The organism is Nonomuraea sp. NPDC050404 (assembly GCF_040655495.1).
In the GTDB taxonomy this organism is placed as follows: Bacteria; Actinomycetota; Actinomycetes; order Streptosporangiales; family Streptosporangiaceae; genus Nonomuraea.
In genome coordinates, this window is record NZ_JBFAKB010000027.1 from 79,295 (window position 1) to 94,180 (window position 14,886).

10 protein-coding genes are annotated in these 14,886 nt (G+C 70.2%); 5 read left to right on the plus strand and 5 right to left on the minus strand.

All coding sequences use genetic code 11. The annotated features are described in order from the left end of the window. Window positions 1-187 precede the first annotated feature (187 nt). The 4 genes from AB0I81_RS49265 to AB0I81_RS49280 are packed head-to-tail and all read right to left on the minus strand — an operon-like array spanning window position 188 to window position 5,788. The gene (locus AB0I81_RS49265; RefSeq protein ID WP_360673621.1) at window positions 188-2,713 is read right to left on the minus strand and encodes a family 78 glycoside hydrolase catalytic domain; all 2,526 of its coding nucleotides are present in this window, start codon (window positions 2,711-2,713) and stop codon (window positions 188-190) included. Window positions 2,714-2,721: 8 nt separating this feature from the next. Continuing rightward, on the minus strand, window positions 2,722-3,549 hold the full coding sequence (locus tag AB0I81_RS49270) for a carbohydrate ABC transporter permease (protein ID WP_360673624.1): 828 nt from the start codon (window positions 3,547-3,549) through the stop codon (window positions 2,722-2,724). After that, window positions 3,546-4,481, minus strand: coding sequence for a sugar ABC transporter permease (locus tag AB0I81_RS49275; protein WP_360673627.1), 936 nt, complete (start codon window positions 4,479-4,481; stop codon window positions 3,546-3,548). Before AB0I81_RS49275 ends, AB0I81_RS49270 begins: the two co-directional genes overlap by 4 nt. Beyond that, a complete protein-coding gene (locus AB0I81_RS49280) occupies window positions 4,475-5,788 on the minus strand; it encodes an extracellular solute-binding protein (RefSeq protein WP_360673630.1) in 1,314 nt (437 codons plus the stop codon). Before AB0I81_RS49280 ends, AB0I81_RS49275 begins: the two co-directional genes overlap by 7 nt. Before the next feature lie 221 nt (window positions 5,789-6,009). On the opposite strand from AB0I81_RS49280, the gene AB0I81_RS49285 reads away from it, so the two are divergent. Beyond that, window positions 6,010-7,038, plus strand: a complete 1,029-nt coding sequence (locus AB0I81_RS49285) for a LacI family DNA-binding transcriptional regulator (protein WP_360673633.1) — start codon at window positions 6,010-6,012, stop codon at window positions 7,036-7,038. Window positions 7,039-7,150: 112 nt separating this feature from the next. Next, entirely contained in the window at window positions 7,151-9,418 is a 2,268-nt protein-coding gene (locus AB0I81_RS49290) for a glycoside hydrolase family 3 C-terminal domain-containing protein (protein WP_360673636.1), read from the plus strand. A 1-nt stretch (window position 9,419) separates the two neighbouring features. Here AB0I81_RS49290 and AB0I81_RS49295 read toward each other — a convergent pair whose 3' ends face one another. After that, the gene (locus AB0I81_RS49295) at window positions 9,420-10,307 is read right to left on the minus strand and encodes an AraC family transcriptional regulator (protein ID WP_360673639.1); all 888 of its coding nucleotides are present in this window, start codon (window positions 10,305-10,307) and stop codon (window positions 9,420-9,422) included. Window positions 10,308-10,553: 246 nt separating this feature from the next. On the opposite strand from AB0I81_RS49295, the gene AB0I81_RS49300 reads away from it, so the two are divergent. The 3 genes from AB0I81_RS49300 (at window position 10,554) to AB0I81_RS49310 (ending at window position 14,860) form a co-directional block, all read left to right on the plus strand. Beyond that, entirely contained in the window at window positions 10,554-13,358 is a 2,805-nt protein-coding gene (locus AB0I81_RS49300) for a hypothetical protein (RefSeq protein WP_360673642.1), read from the plus strand. Window positions 13,359-13,363: 5 nt separating this feature from the next. Beyond that, window positions 13,364-14,251: a hypothetical protein gene (locus AB0I81_RS49305; RefSeq protein WP_360673645.1), complete on the plus strand. Its 888-nt coding sequence runs from the start codon at window positions 13,364-13,366 to the stop codon at window positions 14,249-14,251. Between the two features lie 147 nt (window positions 14,252-14,398). After that, the gene (locus tag AB0I81_RS49310) at window positions 14,399-14,860 is read left to right on the plus strand and encodes a hypothetical protein (protein ID WP_360673648.1); all 462 of its coding nucleotides are present in this window, start codon (window positions 14,399-14,401) and stop codon (window positions 14,858-14,860) included. Window positions 14,861-14,886: the final 26 nt, after the last annotated feature.

The following is a 14,886-nucleotide window of genomic DNA, read 5'->3' on the forward strand; positions in this document are numbered from 1 at the left end:
GTCGGGTTCCTCTCCTCGCGGATGAGCGTCGTGAGGCGGCTGAGCACTCGCAAGGACGCTAGGAAAAGCTCGCGAACAGGGACGAAACCGAAACAAGATGGAATGGACGTTCCAGTAAATACTCGGTGCTGGAAGAATCTTCCACACTGGGCCCCGCCCGGCGGCCATGGCCGGACGGGGCCGTTTCTCACATGCGGGTGGTGAACTCGTGCGTGCCCGGCCCCACCTCCCGGGGGGCGTCCCGGGGCAGGTCCACCAGCGCCGTCGTGCCCGGCGGCACGGTGGCGCGGACCGTGAGGGTCTCCTCGGCGATGCTCCAGGAGACCGCGGCCTCTCCGTACGGGGTGTCGAGGCGGGCCGAGGCGTGGGTGAGGTCGCCGCCGGGGCGGGGGGCGATGTGCAGGCGGCGGTAACCGGGTTCCGCGGGGGCCAGGCCGGCCACGGTGCGGTGCAGGAAGTCGGCCACCGCGCCGAGGGCGTAGTGGTTGAAGGAGGTCATCTCTCCTGGGTTGATCGTGCCGTCGGGGAGCATGCTGTCCCAGCGTTCCCAGATGGTGGTGGCGCCCATGGTCACCGGGTACAGCCAGGACGGGCAGTTGCGCTGGGTGAGGAGCTGGTAGGCGGTGTCGTGGGCGCCGACCGAGCAGAGGGCGTCGCAGATGAGCGGGGTGCCGACGAAACCGGTGCCGATGCGGTGGTCGTCGGCCTCGACGAGTTCGACCAGGCGGCGGCCGGCGCGTTCGCGCTGCTCGGGGGTGTCGAGCAGGTCGAAGGTGAGGGCCAGGGCGTAGGCGGTCTGGGTGTCGCAGGCCAGGCGCCCTGATGGGGTGACGAACTCGCGGCGGAACGCCTGCCGCACGTGCGCGGCCAGGTCGGCGTAGCGGGCCGCGTCCCCGGAGTGGCCGAGCAACTCCGCCGTCTCGGCCAGGACGCGGGCGGACCAGGCGTGGTAGGCGGTGGCGACCAGCGCGTGGTCGGTGCGGGCCTTGCGCGGGTCGTCCGGGGGCGCGGCCGGGTCGAGCCAGTCGCCGAACTGGAAGCCCTCGTCCCACAGGTGATCTCTGGTGAGCGAGCCGACCTGATCCACCCACGCGGTCATGCTCGCGTACTGGGTACGCAGCAGCCCGAGGTCCCCGGTGCGCTGGTAGAGCGTCCACGGCACGAGCACGGCGGCGTCGCCCCACGCGGCGGTGGCCGAGACGTCGAACCCCAGCGACACCCACGGCACGTAGTGCGGCACCGTGCCCACCTCGGCCTGTTCGGCGCCCAGGTCGGCGAGCCAGGAGGACAGTGGTCCCACGCAGTCGTACAGGAAGGCGGCGGTGGCGGCGAAGACCTGGATGTCGCCGGTCCAGCCGAGCCGCTCGTCGCGTTGCGGGCAGTCGGTGGGCAGGTCCACGTAGTTGCCCCGCATGCTCCATCGCACGTTCTCGTGCAGCCGGTTCAGCAGCGGGTCGGAGCACTCGAACGTGCCGATCGGGCGCAGGTCGGTGTGGCAGACGACGGCCTGGACGTCGGCCGGGTCGAGAACGCCGGGCCAGTCGTCGATCTGGGCGTAGCGGAAGCCGTGCGTGGTGAAGCGCGGCTCGTAGGTCTCGCCGCCGCCGCGCAGGGTGTACTGGTCGAGGGCGGCGGCGTGGCGCAGGGGGCGCAGGGCCAGTTCGCCGTGTTCCAGCACTTCGGCGTGGCGCAGGGTGACGGTGTGCCCGGCGGGGCCATGGACGCGGATACGCAGGCGGCCGGCGATGTTCTGGCCGAAGTCGAGGATGGTCTTGCCGGACGGGCTGGTCAGCACTTCGACCGGGCTCAGGGTCTCGGTGCGGCGCACGGGCGGGCCGGTCGGGGCGACGAGCAGGGCCGGGTCGTGGGGGAGCGCGTCGGCGGGCAGCCATTCCCGATCGCCGAAGCCGGGCTCGGACCAGCCGTCCGGGTGCAGGCGGGCGTCGTGCTTCTCGCCGTCGTACAGGCCGGCCGCGGTGACGGGGCCGGAGGAGCAGCGCCAGGTCTGGTCGGTGACGACGGTGTCGGTGGTGCCGTCGGCGTAGGTGATCTCCAGCTGGGCGATCAGGGCGGTGCGGTCGCCGTACAGGTCGGTCTTGCCGCCGAGGAAGCCGAGTCGGCCTCGGTACCAGCCGTCGGCCAGGGTGGCGCCGATGGCGTTCGAGCCCTCACGCAGCAGCCCGGTGACGTCGTGGGTGCGGTAACGCAGGCGGTGACGGTAACTGCTCCAGCCGGGGGCGAGCACGTCGTCGCCCACGACCCGGCCGTTGATCTCGGCCTCGTACGTGCCGTGCGCGGTGACGTACAGGCGGGCCTTGGTGATCGGGCCGCGCACGGTGAAGTCGCGGCGCAGCAGCAGCGCGGGACCGTCGGGCACGCCCAGCAGCTCCAGCGGCGGCGCGGCGGCGGAGGCCCGCCAGTCGGCCGGTTCCAGCAACCCGGCCTCCACGTAAGACCAGGGACTCCAGTCGCCCCCGTGCACGCGCACCCGCGCGCCGCGCCGCTCCCGGGAGGTCAGCGGGGCGCCCGGCCAGGGCACGAGGACCGAGTCGGTCGATTCGACGCGGCCGGTGGTGGTGCCGTCGCTGAGCTCGATCTCGTAGGCGGTCTGCTGCGAGCCGGTGGTCACGGTCCAGGACAGGCGGGGTTCGGGTTCGCCGATGCCGAGGGGGTCGCGGTGGTGTTCGAACGTGGGCGCGGTGACGTGTGGCAAGGTGCTCCTTAGCCCTTGATGGCGCCGGCGGTCATGCCGGCGACGATCTTGCGGTTGAAGAAGACGAACAGCAGCAGCGGCGGGATCGTGATCAGCACGATGTCCATGAACAGCAGGTTCCACTGGGTGTTGTACTGGCTCTGGAAGTTGTAGAGGGTGACCTGGACGGTGGCGTTCTCGTCGCCGGGCAGCAGGTAGAGCGGGTTGACGAAGTCGTTGAAGATGTTGACCGAGCTGACCAGGATGACCGTGATGGTGACCGGCCGCAGCAGCGGGAAGATCACCCGGAAGAACAGCCGGAAGCCGTTGCAGCCGTCGATCTGGGCGGCCTCGTCCAGCTCGCGCGGGATGGCCGCGATGAACGCGCGGAAGAGCAACATCGCGAACGACAGGTGGAAGGCGACCTCGGCCAGGATCATCCCCGGCAACGTCTTGAACAGGCCGATCGCCTGCAGCAGCCAGATCGTCGGCACCACCGCGGGCGGGATGATCAGCCCGGACAACACCAGGAAGTCGGCCAGCTTGGCGATCTTGCCGGGCCGGCGTTGCAGGACGAAGGCGGCCATCGCGCCGAACACCACGAGCAGCGCGACCGAGCCGACGGTGATGATGGTGCTGTTGACGTAGGCACGCAGCAGGATGTAGTCGCGGGCCTCGATGACCGCCATGAAGTTCGCGACGACCGGCCAGTTGGTGGGCCAGGCGAAGTCGAGGTCGGTGGCCTGGGTCTGGTCCTTGACGGCGGTCAGCAGCATGAGCGCGAACGGGACCAGGAAGATCACGGTGGCCAGGACCAGCGCGACGACCTCACCGCCGGCCCTGCGAAGTGCTGTCATGCGGCGACCGACCTCCTGCCGAGGAAGTAGTTGAGCGGCACGGCGATGGCCGTGACGATGAGGAACAGCAGCACGTTCCCGGCGGTGGACAGACCGAAGAAGCCGGCCTGGTACTGCTTGTAGATGATCGAGGCGATGGTGTCGCTGGTGAAGCCGGGGCCGCCGCGGGTCATCGTCCAGATCAGGTCGAACGAGCGCAGGCCCCCGATGAACGACAGGATGATCACGGAGTAGGTGGCGGGCCAGGACAGGGGGAGGGTGATGTGCCGGAAGCGGTGCCAGGCGCCGCCGCCGTCCACGGCCACCGCCCCGTAGTACTCCTGCGGGATCGACGCGATGCCGGCGATGTAGATGACGGTGGCCAGGCCCACGCCCTTCCACACGTCCACCAGGGCCACCGACAGCAGCGCGGTGGTGGCGTCGCCGAGCCAGTCGCGGCCGTCGATCCCGACCAGCGCGAGGGCCTGGTTGACCAGGCCGGTGTCGGGTTTGAGCAACATGCTGAAGGTGATGCCGACGGCGACCGTGGAGACGAGCGTCGGGAAGAAGACCACCGAGCGCAGGAAGCCGCGCAGCCGCAGCTTCGAGGTGAGCAGCACGCCGAGCAGCAGCCCGAGCACGACCTTCAGGCCGCTGGTGACCACCGCGTAGATGATGGTGTTCTGGAAGCCGATGCGCAGGTTCTGCTCGGCCAGGAAGTCGCGGAAGTTGTCCAGGCCGACGAAGGTGCTGTCGAACAGGGTCCAGCGGGTGAGGGCGAAGTAGAAGGCCATGACCGTCGGGACCAGGAAGATGACCACGAACACGACGGCGGCGGGCAGGTACAGCGCGTACGGGTAGGCCGCGTTGCGCCTGCGGCGGGCGGCGCGGGCGTGCGCCGGTGCCGGGCCGGGCCCCGTGCGGGGCCCGGTGTCCTGCCTGGTCGTCACCATCCGGTGAGTCCCAGCTGCTTGGCCTGCTTCTCCACGTCCTTGTCGTACTGGGCGGCGCCCTCGGCGGCCGGCGTCAGCCCGGAGCCGACGGCGACCGTGATCTGCTCAAGGGACGGGCCTTTCACCGGCGAGACGAACTCCAGCGCCGGCGCCGTGGCGCCCTCGTCCACGTAGGTCTGAATGTCCTTGGCGGCCTGGATGGCGTCCTCGGGCAGCTTGGCCCCGGTGATCCGGTACGGCCCCGTCGGCGGCACGGCCTTGCTGACCGCGTCCGCCGCGGCCGGCGTGGCGATGAAGGCCAGGAACTTCTTGGCCGCCTCCACGTTCTGGCTGGTCTTGGCGATGTAGACGCCCGGCGGCTCCCAGACGGTGGCTCCGTGCTTGGCCGCGTCGGTGCCCGGGATGCCGAAGAAGCCCACGTCGGTGGCCGCCTGCGGCTGGGTGGCGATCACCGGCGGCAACGATCCGCTGAGCATCGCGTAGTGCGCGCCCTTGCCCTCGGCCAGCATCTTGATGCCCTGGTCGTTGGTGGCCGAGCCGAAGCCCTCGTTGAGGTAGCCCTTGGCGTGCACCTCGGCCAGGTGGTCGAACCCGGCCTTCGCGGCGGGCGTGGTGGCGAACTTGGCCTTGTTGGCGGTGTAGTCCTGTGCGAAGGCCGGCGTCGCCGCCTGGACGTTGTAGAAGTCGCCCAGCACGAACAACTGCGAGGTCCAGGTGTCCTTGAACGTCGAGATCACCGGCGTGATCCCGGCCGCCTTGATCTTGTCGTTGTTGGCCATGAACTCGGCCCAGGTCTTCGGCACCTCCAGCTTGAGCCGCTCGTAGACCTTGCGGTTGTACAGGATGCCGCCGCCGGTCAGCGTGCCCGCCGGGACGCCGTACGCCTTGCCGTCCTGGCTCACCACCGGCAGGTAGTCCTTGGCCACGTTGGCCAGCACAGGGTCGCCGGTCAGATCGACCATGGTCTGCGCCGGGTTGAGCGCCTGCAGCAGCGATCCGGAGTTGTACCAGAACACATCCGACATGTCGCCCGTAGAAAGCCGGGTCTTGACGATGTTGTCGCCCTCGCTGCCGCCCGGCCGCGTCTCCGTCTCGATCTTGATCTTGGGATTGGCCTGCATGAACGCGTCCACGAGCGCCTTGGCCGTGCCCGTCGTCCCGAGGCTGTTGTCGATGAGGAATTTCAAGGTGGCCGAGCCGTCGGCGGCCGGTTCGGAGCCAGAGCCGGAGCCCGAGCCGCACGAGGTCAGGGCCGTCATCGCGAGAACGGCCAGGGCCGCTCCCATCATGCGGTGCGAGGTCTTCACAACGCCCCTCCGGGTTCGTTGAAACGTTTTAAGCGTCCCCCGATGCGAGTTAACGTAGGCGTCACCTGGCAGGGCGTCAAGGGTGCTATTGGGGAACGGTTCCCAATCGTGACTCGCAACCTTTCCTCCTTGTGGGCCGCTGGGCTGGGTATCGTTACCCATCGCGTACGGCGGGCCGGGCTCGTACAATCAGGCGGCGTACTGTCGAGGGAAGGCGGCACATGGTCACACGAGACCGGCAGCGGAGGGTGACCATCACCGACGTCGCGCAGCACGCCCAGGTGTCCACCACCGCCGTGTCGAAGGTGCTGCGCAACGCGTACGGCGTCAGCGAGGCCATGCGGGCCAAGGTGCGGGCGGCCATCGACGAGCTCGGCTACCGGCCGCACAACGCGGCGCGGGCCATGCGCGGGCGTACGTTCACGATCGGCGTGCTGCTGCCGCACATCAGGAACCCGTTCTTCGCCGACATCATCGACGGCCTGACGGAGGAGCTTTCCGCCAGCGGCTACCAGGCGATCATGGTCCAGAGCGGCGGCCGGGATCCCGTGGCGGAGCGCCGCGCCAGTGACGCGCTGGTGGACCGGCAGGTGGACGGCATCTTCTGGGTCGCCCCCGCCTGCGCCAGGGCGCAACTGGAGCAGATGGCCGGGGACACCCCGCTGGTGGTGCTCGGCCGCCACGACCGCTCCGCCCTGTACGACTGCGTGCTCGACGACGACGAGATCGGCGCCGAGCTGGTGGTCGAGCACCTGATCGCGCTCGGGCACCGCCGCATCGCGCACATCACCGACTCCACCCGAGGCCGCTCCACCGCCCTGCTGCAGAGCATCAGGGCCACCACCTACGAACGCGTGATGACCGAGCACGGCCTGGCCGAGCACATTTCCATCGCCGCCACCTCCTACTCCGAGGAGGGCGGCTACGAGGGCGCCCGCGAGCTGCTGGCCCGCGATCCGCGCCCCACCGCCATCTTCGCCGGCTCCGACCAGGCCGCCTTCGGCGCGCTCGCCGCCGTCCACGAGGCGAATCTGACCGTGCCCGGCGACGTCTCGGTGGCCGGCTACGACAACGCGCGGGTGACCGGGCTCGCGCACATCGCGCTGACCAGCGTCGACCAGGACGGCGGCCTGATGGGCAAGACCGCCGGCCGGTTGCTGCTCGAACGCATCGGCGGCCGGAGCGCCGCGGTGCGTTTCTCCGTCACCCCGACGCTGGTCACCCGCCGCTCCACCGCGCCGCCGCCGTAGTCGCGACAGGTGCATTTCGTGCTAGCTCTGGCGTACTCCGGCCTAGCCGCGATCACGGCCACGACGCAGGATTTGCCTTGGCGGAACCCCGCACAGCCCGGAAGGCACGCCTGTGAACACACGTTTCTTACCCGCCGGACGCCGTCGCCTCGCCCTGGTCCTCGCTCTCACGGTCCTGACCCCCGGGGTACAGGTGATCGCCACCGGTACGGCGAGTGCCCGCGCCGAATGCGCGGACCTGCCGTGGATGGACACCGCCAAGTCGCCGGAGCGGCGCGCCCGCGCGCTGCTCGCCGCCTCCACCCTGGACCAGAAGCTGCGCTGGCTGGACGAGCAGTCGGCCAACGACCCGGCGCGCACCACGTTCACCACCGCCGCCCCGCGCGAACTGCCGCCGGGCGAGTTCGTGCCCATCACGTTCACCATGCCGCCGCAGGTGCCGTGCACTCCGACGATCCAGTACACCGACGCCCCCTCGGCGATCGCCGGCGCGGGCGCGGGAGTGACGGTCTTCCCGGCCAACGTGTCGCTCTCGTCCTCGTGGGACCGGGCGCTGGCGCGGGAGAAGGGCGCCGCGATCGGCCACGAGGCGTGGCGCAAGCAGCGCAACGTGCTCCTTGGCCCCGGCATCGCCAGTGGCCGTGATCCGCGCAGCGGGCGCACCTCCGAGTACCTGGGCGAGGACCCGGTGTTGTCGGGCCTGCTGGCCGGCGCCTACAGCAAGGGCGTCGGCGCCAACGACGCCGAGCCGGTGCAGGCGCAGCTCAAGCACTTCGTCGCCAACGAGCAGGAGACCGACCGCAACAACAGCTCCTCCAACGTGGACGGCCGCACGCTGCGGGAGATCTACACGCTCCCGTACGAGATCGCGATCGACCGCGGCGACGTCGGCTCCGTCATGTGCTCCTTCAACCAGGTCAACCACGACTGGGCGTGCGGCTCGGAGCAACTGCTCGGGCGGATACTGAAGCGGGAGATCGGCTTCGACGGCTGGGTGGTGACCGACTTCGGGGCCCGGCACTACCTCACCGAGGACCCGCCGTCCCTCAGGGCGGGCCTGGACCAGGAGCTGAACGCCTGGCGCTACTGGACGCCGATGGCGATCAAGGAGCAGATCGCGCGGGGCCGGCTCAGCGAGGCCGACGTGGACGCGGCGGCGTACCGGATCGTGCGCGCGCACCTCGCCTCCGGCCTGTTCGACGTCCCCCGTCTGAGCGCCCCCGACGCCGACGTCTCCACCCCGGCCAGCCAGGCGCTGGCCCGCAGGCTGGCCGAGCGGGGCTCCGTCCTGCTCAAGAACGCCGACGTGCTGCCCCTGACCGCCCGTTCGGCCGGGAAGATCGCCGTCATCGGCCCGACGGCCGCCAACACCCCCGCCGCCGGCGACATCGACGCCTCCAGCGTCTGCCTGCACACCGCACCCAACATCCCCTGTACGGCCAAGGCCCCGCTCGACGCCATCACCGCCCGCGCCCAGACCACCGGAGCCACGGTCACTTATGCGGACGGAAGCGACCTCGCCGCCGCCGCGGCCACTGCGGCGGCCGCCGACGTGGCCATCGTGTTCGGCCACTACCGGGAGGGAGAGTTCGCCGACCGCCCGAACCTCTCCCTGGACGCCGGCGGCGACGCCCTGATCGCCGCGGTGGCCGCCGCCAACCCCGACACCGTGGTCGTGCTGCAGACCGGCGGCCCGGTGCTCATGCCGTGGCTCGACTCGGTGAAGGGCGTGCTGGAGGTCTGGTACGCGGGCGAGGAGATGGGCCCGGCGATCGCCGCGCTGCTGTGGGGCGACACGGCGCCCAGCGGCAAGCTCACCCACTCCTTCCCCAGGTCCGAGGCCGACCTGCCCACGGCAGGCGACCCGCGGCGCTACCCCGGTACGTTCTCCGACGGCTCCGTCGTGCGCCCGCCGGGCAACACCGAGCCGCGGCAGGTCGAGTACGGGGAGGGACTGCAGGTCGGCTACCGCTGGTACGCGGCCCAGGGCATCGAGCCGCTGTTCCCGTTCGGCCACGGGCTCACCTACACCACCTTCGCCTACGACAGGCTCCGCGTCACCGCGCACCGGGACCTGGAGGTGAGCTTCCGCCTGGCCAACACCGGCAGGCGGACGGGCACCGAGACCGCGCAGGTCTACGTCGAGCTGCCGGCCGCCGCGGACGAGCCGTCCAAGCGGCTGCTGGGCTGGGAGAAGGTCACTTTGCGGCCGGGCGAGTCGCGTACCGTGCGGATCAGTATCAGCGCGGCCGACCTGTCGGACCTGCACCTGCTGCAACACTGGAAGGACGGCAGGTGGAGAACGGCGAAGGGCGCCTACGAGATCAGTGTCGGCACCTCCTTCGACACCTCACTGCGTGAACGCCTCACCGTCCGCTGACTCATGAGCGCGCCGGCGTGCCGAACTGGGTCCGGTACGCCGACGCGCTCATCCCGTAATGCGCCCTGAAGCGGCGGGCGAAGTTGTTGGCGTCCGGCCAGCCGACGGCCTCGCCGATCTGGGTGATGGACTGGTCGCCGTGCAGCAGCATGACCGCCGCCAGCTCGACCCGGAACCGCGACAGGTACGCCATCGGCGGCAGCCCGGTCTCCGCCTTGAACCGCCGCACCAGGTAGCCGCGGCTCAGGTGGAGCCGGTCGGCCAGTTCGGCGAGCGTCCAGGCGCGGGTGGGATCCGCCTCCATCAGGCGCATGGCGCGTACGACCATGGGGTGGCTGTGCCCGCCCGCGCCGCCCGAGGTCTGCGCGACGAAGCGGGCCAGACGGCCGAGGAACTGGATGAGCCGGGCGATGATCTCGCTCCGGTACAGGCTCAGGGGCCGTAACCGCAGCCGGTTCAGCGCGTCGAGCGGCTCGACGCACTCGCTGAGCGCGGCCGGGTCCAGCCGGGCGGTCAGCATGCCACGACGTTGCGACGAGTACGGGCCGGCCCACAGCAGGTGGTTGAGCAGCGGGTCCTCCCTTGCCCATGCCAGCTCGCGGCGCAGCAGGTCGCTGGAGAAGCAGCAGTTGAACACGTCGAGCCGGCGGCAGCTCTCGTAGCCGTGCCAGACGCCGGGGCGGAGCAGGACGACGTCGCCGGCGGCCAGTGGCCGTCGGCCGGCCAGCGACACGTGCACCCCTTCGCCTCCGGTCACCACGGCCACCTCGATGAAGCTGTGCGTGTGCACCTCATGGTCGTGCTCGTGCAGGTAGTGGCCGGCGTAGGCCAGCGTGCCCTCGGTGAAGTGCAGGAGCGCGCCGGCACGGTCTACGGGTGGCTCGTTCATGCCCGGACTGTATCCGCTCGCCAAACCGGTCAAGCGAAATAACGACATTTCCTGAAATTGTCTTTCGCGTTTTCGGCCTGGGGAATAATTGCTGGTTATTGCCTTGACCTTGCCTTTACGATGGCACCGCCAGATCATCCAGGGCTTGACCGTGACAACGGCCAGGGGCATCAAAGGGGAAATGTAATGACGCGGCCGGTGCTGGACAATTCGGCGAGAGAAGTTCTCAAAGGCACGCTCGTGCCGGTGGAAGTGTCCGCACCGGGCGAACAGCACGGGGCCGGCATCGTCAAACTCGGCGCCCTCCGCCAGCTGGCGCTCGCCCCCGGCGACGTGGACGCGGTACTCACCCGCCTCACCACCCCCGCCCCCGCAGTCGCCACCGACGCCCCCGCTCCCGCCGACGCCTCTGCTCCCACTCCCGCCGACACCCCCGCCTCCTCCTCCGCCGCCTCTTCCTCCGCCGACGCGGCCGGTTCGGGGGCAGTGGGCGGCGCGGCCGACGCGGCCGGTGTCGTGCTCTCCGCGCGGACGCTTGACGTGCTGCGGGCGTTCGAGGAGGCGCTCGTGCCGTGCCAGCGTCCGGACGTGCCGGCGATCGCCCAGATCCCCGCCGCCGAGCTGGAGCTGTTCGCGCAGTCGTTGATCGACCTGCGGGCCGAGCGGTTGCGCGGCGCGCGACAGGCCTGCACCGCCGCCAAGAATCCCGAACCGCAGGATCGCGCCGGTGAGAACCCTGGGCTGCAGAGCCCCGCTGGTGAGAACCCTGGGCTGCAGAGCCCCGCCGCCCAGAGCCCCGGCCTGCAAGCCCGCGCCGTCGAAGAGGCCGGACGGGCCGCGCAGGCGCTCAACACGGCCGTAGTCGCCCTGCGCGGGCTCACGCTCAACACCGGCAGCCCGCCCATTGGCATGCTCAACCTAGAACGCATCGAGATGGTCCCGGTCGGCATCGAGCGGGGCGAGCTGATCTCGACCATCCCGCTGGCGCCCGGCGAGGAGACCGCGGTCACGCACAAGGAGTGGTCGGTCACCTCCCAGGAGTTCACCACGATCGTCACCGACGCGCTGGAGGAGGTCAGCGAGACCGGCGTGACCGACAACACCGACCTGTCGCAGTCGACCACGTCGCAGAGCCAGCACTCCAACCAGTTCAACATCACTGGAACGGTCCAAGGCGGCATCCCGATCATCTCCGGCTCCAGCACCAGCGGCTTCACCTCGCAGGGCTCGACGTCGGAGTCCGCCAACGAGAGCATCAAGCACGCGCACGCCACCACGCAGAAGGCCTCGTCGCGATCGCGTCGCGAGCACAAGGTGACCATCTCGACGACGACGGTGACCGGCGAGTCCGAGACCTCCACGCGCGTGCTGAAGAACACGCAGAAGGACCCGATCCGCATCGACTACTTCAGCCTCATGCGCAAGTGGCGGGTGCGGCTCTACCGCTACGGGCTGCGGCTGACGTACGACCTGGTGGTGCCAGAGCCCGGAGCGGCGATGCGGCGCGCGTACGCGGAGCTGGACGTGCTGCGCGCCCAGCAGGGGCCGTTCGTGTTCGGCATCAAGCCGTCCGAGGTCAGCACGGAGCTCGTCGATGCCAACGGCAAGCCCGACGTGAACGGCAAGCCGCGCTACGTCTGGCTCGCCGAGCGCTACAACGTGGTGGTGCGGCCGTACCCCGGCGAGCCGGTGCCGGTGCCGGCGAGCACCCATGTCGTCAGCGGCGGTGGATGGCACTTCCTGGACCTGGAGTTCGAGGTGCCCGGCGGTACCCAGATCCGCGACATCCTGCTGAACGCGCAGATCGGTCATGCCGACGGCGACGACGAGATGAACTTCGAGGTCATGGGCGCCCACGGCGAGCGCGAGTGGGGCGGCCTGAGCGGACCGCTGTTCATCCGCGACTACCAGCTCAAGGCGATCGGCGGCGTGAACAAGTTCCTGGCGGGCTACACCGGCCGCCAGAAGATCACCTTCTTCTCGCACCACGCCGCGGACATGTTCGTCGGCCTCACCGTCAACCGGGACCTGACGGCGGAGGCGATCGAGCAGTGGCGCACCGAGGTCTGGAACACGCTGTTCAACGCCGCGCAGGCCGCCTACTACGCGCGCCAGGAGGAGATCGGCGCCCGCATCGCGGGCATCGAGGAGCAGCTCACCGGCGTGGACACGCTCTCCCTGCGGCGCGAGGAGAGCGACGAGATCATGAAGAGCGTCCTGAGGTTCGTGCTCGGGAGCGACTTCGACTTCATGCCGGCGGAGGTGCTGGCCGCGTTCACGGCGGCGGGCGTGGACCTCGTGCACGGCGTCGGGTTCGACGGGCCGAGCCTCGGCCTCAACGCCGAGCAGTGGTCGATCCTGCGCCAGCACGAGGATCTCATCCGCTTCATCAACCAGGCCATCGAGTGGGAGAACGTGGTCACGTTCCTGTACTCCTACTTCTGGGACGTGCCGCCGAGCTGGCCGTTCATCCGCCGGCTGCGGCACCACGACCCCAACCGGCAGGCGTTCCTGCGGGCCGGCAGCGCCCGGATCGTGCTCACCGTGCGCAAGGGCTGGGAGGAACGCTGGATGCGGTACGCCGAAGGCGGCTCGATCGGCGCACCGATCCCGCAGCCGTACCTGACGATCGCCAGGGAGATCGCCGCCTACGACGACCGCAACTATCCGGGCATCCCGCCCGCGAACCCGGGGCGGTCGGCGGTGCATCTGCAGGACGAGGCGTACACGACGTTCAAGGTCGACGCCGGCCCGAGCGACAGGCCGGTGAATCTCAAGGTGGCGAGCAGCGCGGGCTTCGTCGAAGGGCTGCCGGTCGTCATCGACGTCCAGGACGGGCGCGGGATCCAGGAGGCGCAGGTGGTGATCGACATCCCCGACTCCACGCACCTCACGGTGGCCCGGCTCGACCACGCGCATCGGGGCACGGCGGCGGCGGTGCCGGTCGTGCAGCCGGGCGAGAAGGGCGCGCTGATCGCGGAGTGGAACGAGTACACCCCGTCGTCCGGCACCGACATCGCCGTCACCTCCAACCTCACCACGATCGCGTAACGCGCATGGGGTACTTCAGCTACGAGAAGAGTCCGCGCGTGCGCCTGCCGAAGCTGACGCTGTTCGTCGGGCAGGAGGCTCCGCCGATCATGTGGCAGGACGACCGGCCGGGCGAGAACCCGTTCACGGCCATGCTCTTCCAGCAGGATTACACGCACCTGCGGGTGGAGGAGATCAGGCCGGTCGGCGGCCAGTCGAGCACCAACCGGCTGCTGCAGTGCACGGGCACGGCGCCGGGTTCCGGGCGCGTCGAGGCCATGGACGTGCCCAGGACGGGCGCGGACCAGCCGCTCGGGCGGCTCGACTACGAGGTCCTGGACAACCAGACGGCCGACCTGGTCTACACGGGCAAGCTGATCCACTGGCGCAACTCCGTGCCGGCCACGCTCAAAACACCGCTTCCCCTGCTGTTCTCCGCCTCCTCCGGGGCGGAGGGTCACCAGTTCGGGCGCCAGCAGTTCCTCGAGAACGAGGGGCCGCTACCCGAAGGGCTCTACACGTTCCTCACCCATGTGGACCCCGAGCAGAACTCTGTCAAGGCGGCGAACAAGCTCGGCGAGCGCGCCGTGACGAACAACTACCGGCAGGGCATCCAGTTCCTGCCCATGGACGGGAGCGTGCCGAAATATCCGGCCTGGGGCACCATGCGGGTCCGGCTGACCCAGATCAAGGGCGACACGCTTGGGCGTCCCGGTGGTTACTTCCTGCACAACTCGCAGAAGGGCTACAGCCATGGCTGCATCGAGGTCGGCAAGACGGCCGGCGGGGTGGACTTCTTCAACGCGCTGCTGATCCACGCCCGCAGCCCGGCCCGCAGACCCAAACTGACGGTGCTCGTCACCTACAGCTACCCCGAGCAGTCCACCAGGGGAAAGACAAAGGTGTCCGAGTGAGGAGTCAGCCGCCGCTACACGAACCTGCCGGGGAAGGCGACCTCGCCTCCCCTCACGCGGAGGGCCAGGTCGGCCGGGCGGGAGGCGGCGTGCGGGCGTCACAGTTTCCCTCACGCGGGGGTCCAGGTCGGCCGGGCGGGAGGCGGCGTGCGGGCGTCACAGCTCCCCTCACACAGGGCCCAAATCGGCCGGGCGGGGGCGGCGCCCGGGCCCCACAGCTTCTCTCACGCGGGGCCCAGGTCGGCCAGGCGGGAGGCGGCGCGGGAGCGCCAGAGCGGTTCCTCCAGCAAGACGCTCCTGCTTCGGCGGGCCTTCGGCAGGCTGCGTGAGGGGGAGGAGGCCGAGTTGCGCGCCGCCGACCCCCGCGACCTGCGGGCCGGGCGCTGGTTCCGCTGGGTCTGGCTGGGCGGCCTGCTCGTCGTGGCCGCGTGGCTCGGCTTCTTCGTCCTGCCGGTGCTGGCGGGGCTGCTGCAGTGGGCGGCGGCGGAACTGGCCTCCGGCGTGCGGTTCTGGCACGCGGTCGCCGGCGCGGGCCTGCTGGTCCTGCCCTGGCTGGTCACGACCGGCCTGTGGCTGAAGGCCAGGCGAGCCACCGGCCGACCCGCCTGACCCCACGAAGGCCGATCCGCCCGCCT

Coding starts and splice junctions, on each gene's coding strand:
- AB0I81_RS49270 (WP_360673624.1), bottom strand. CDS start 3,549: ATGACAGCACTTCGCAGGGCCGGCGGTGAGGTCGTCGCGCTGGTCCTG.
- AB0I81_RS49275 (WP_360673627.1), bottom strand. CDS start 4,481: ATGGTGACGACCAGGCAGGACACCGGGCCCCGCACGGGGCCCGGCCCG.
- AB0I81_RS49285 (WP_360673633.1), top strand. CDS start 6,010: ATGGTCACACGAGACCGGCAGCGGAGGGTGACCATCACCGACGTCGCG.
- AB0I81_RS49295 (WP_360673639.1), bottom strand. CDS start 10,307: ATGAACGAGCCACCCGTAGACCGTGCCGGCGCGCTCCTGCACTTCACC.
- AB0I81_RS49305 (WP_360673645.1), top strand. CDS start 13,364: ATGGGGTACTTCAGCTACGAGAAGAGTCCGCGCGTGCGCCTGCCGAAG.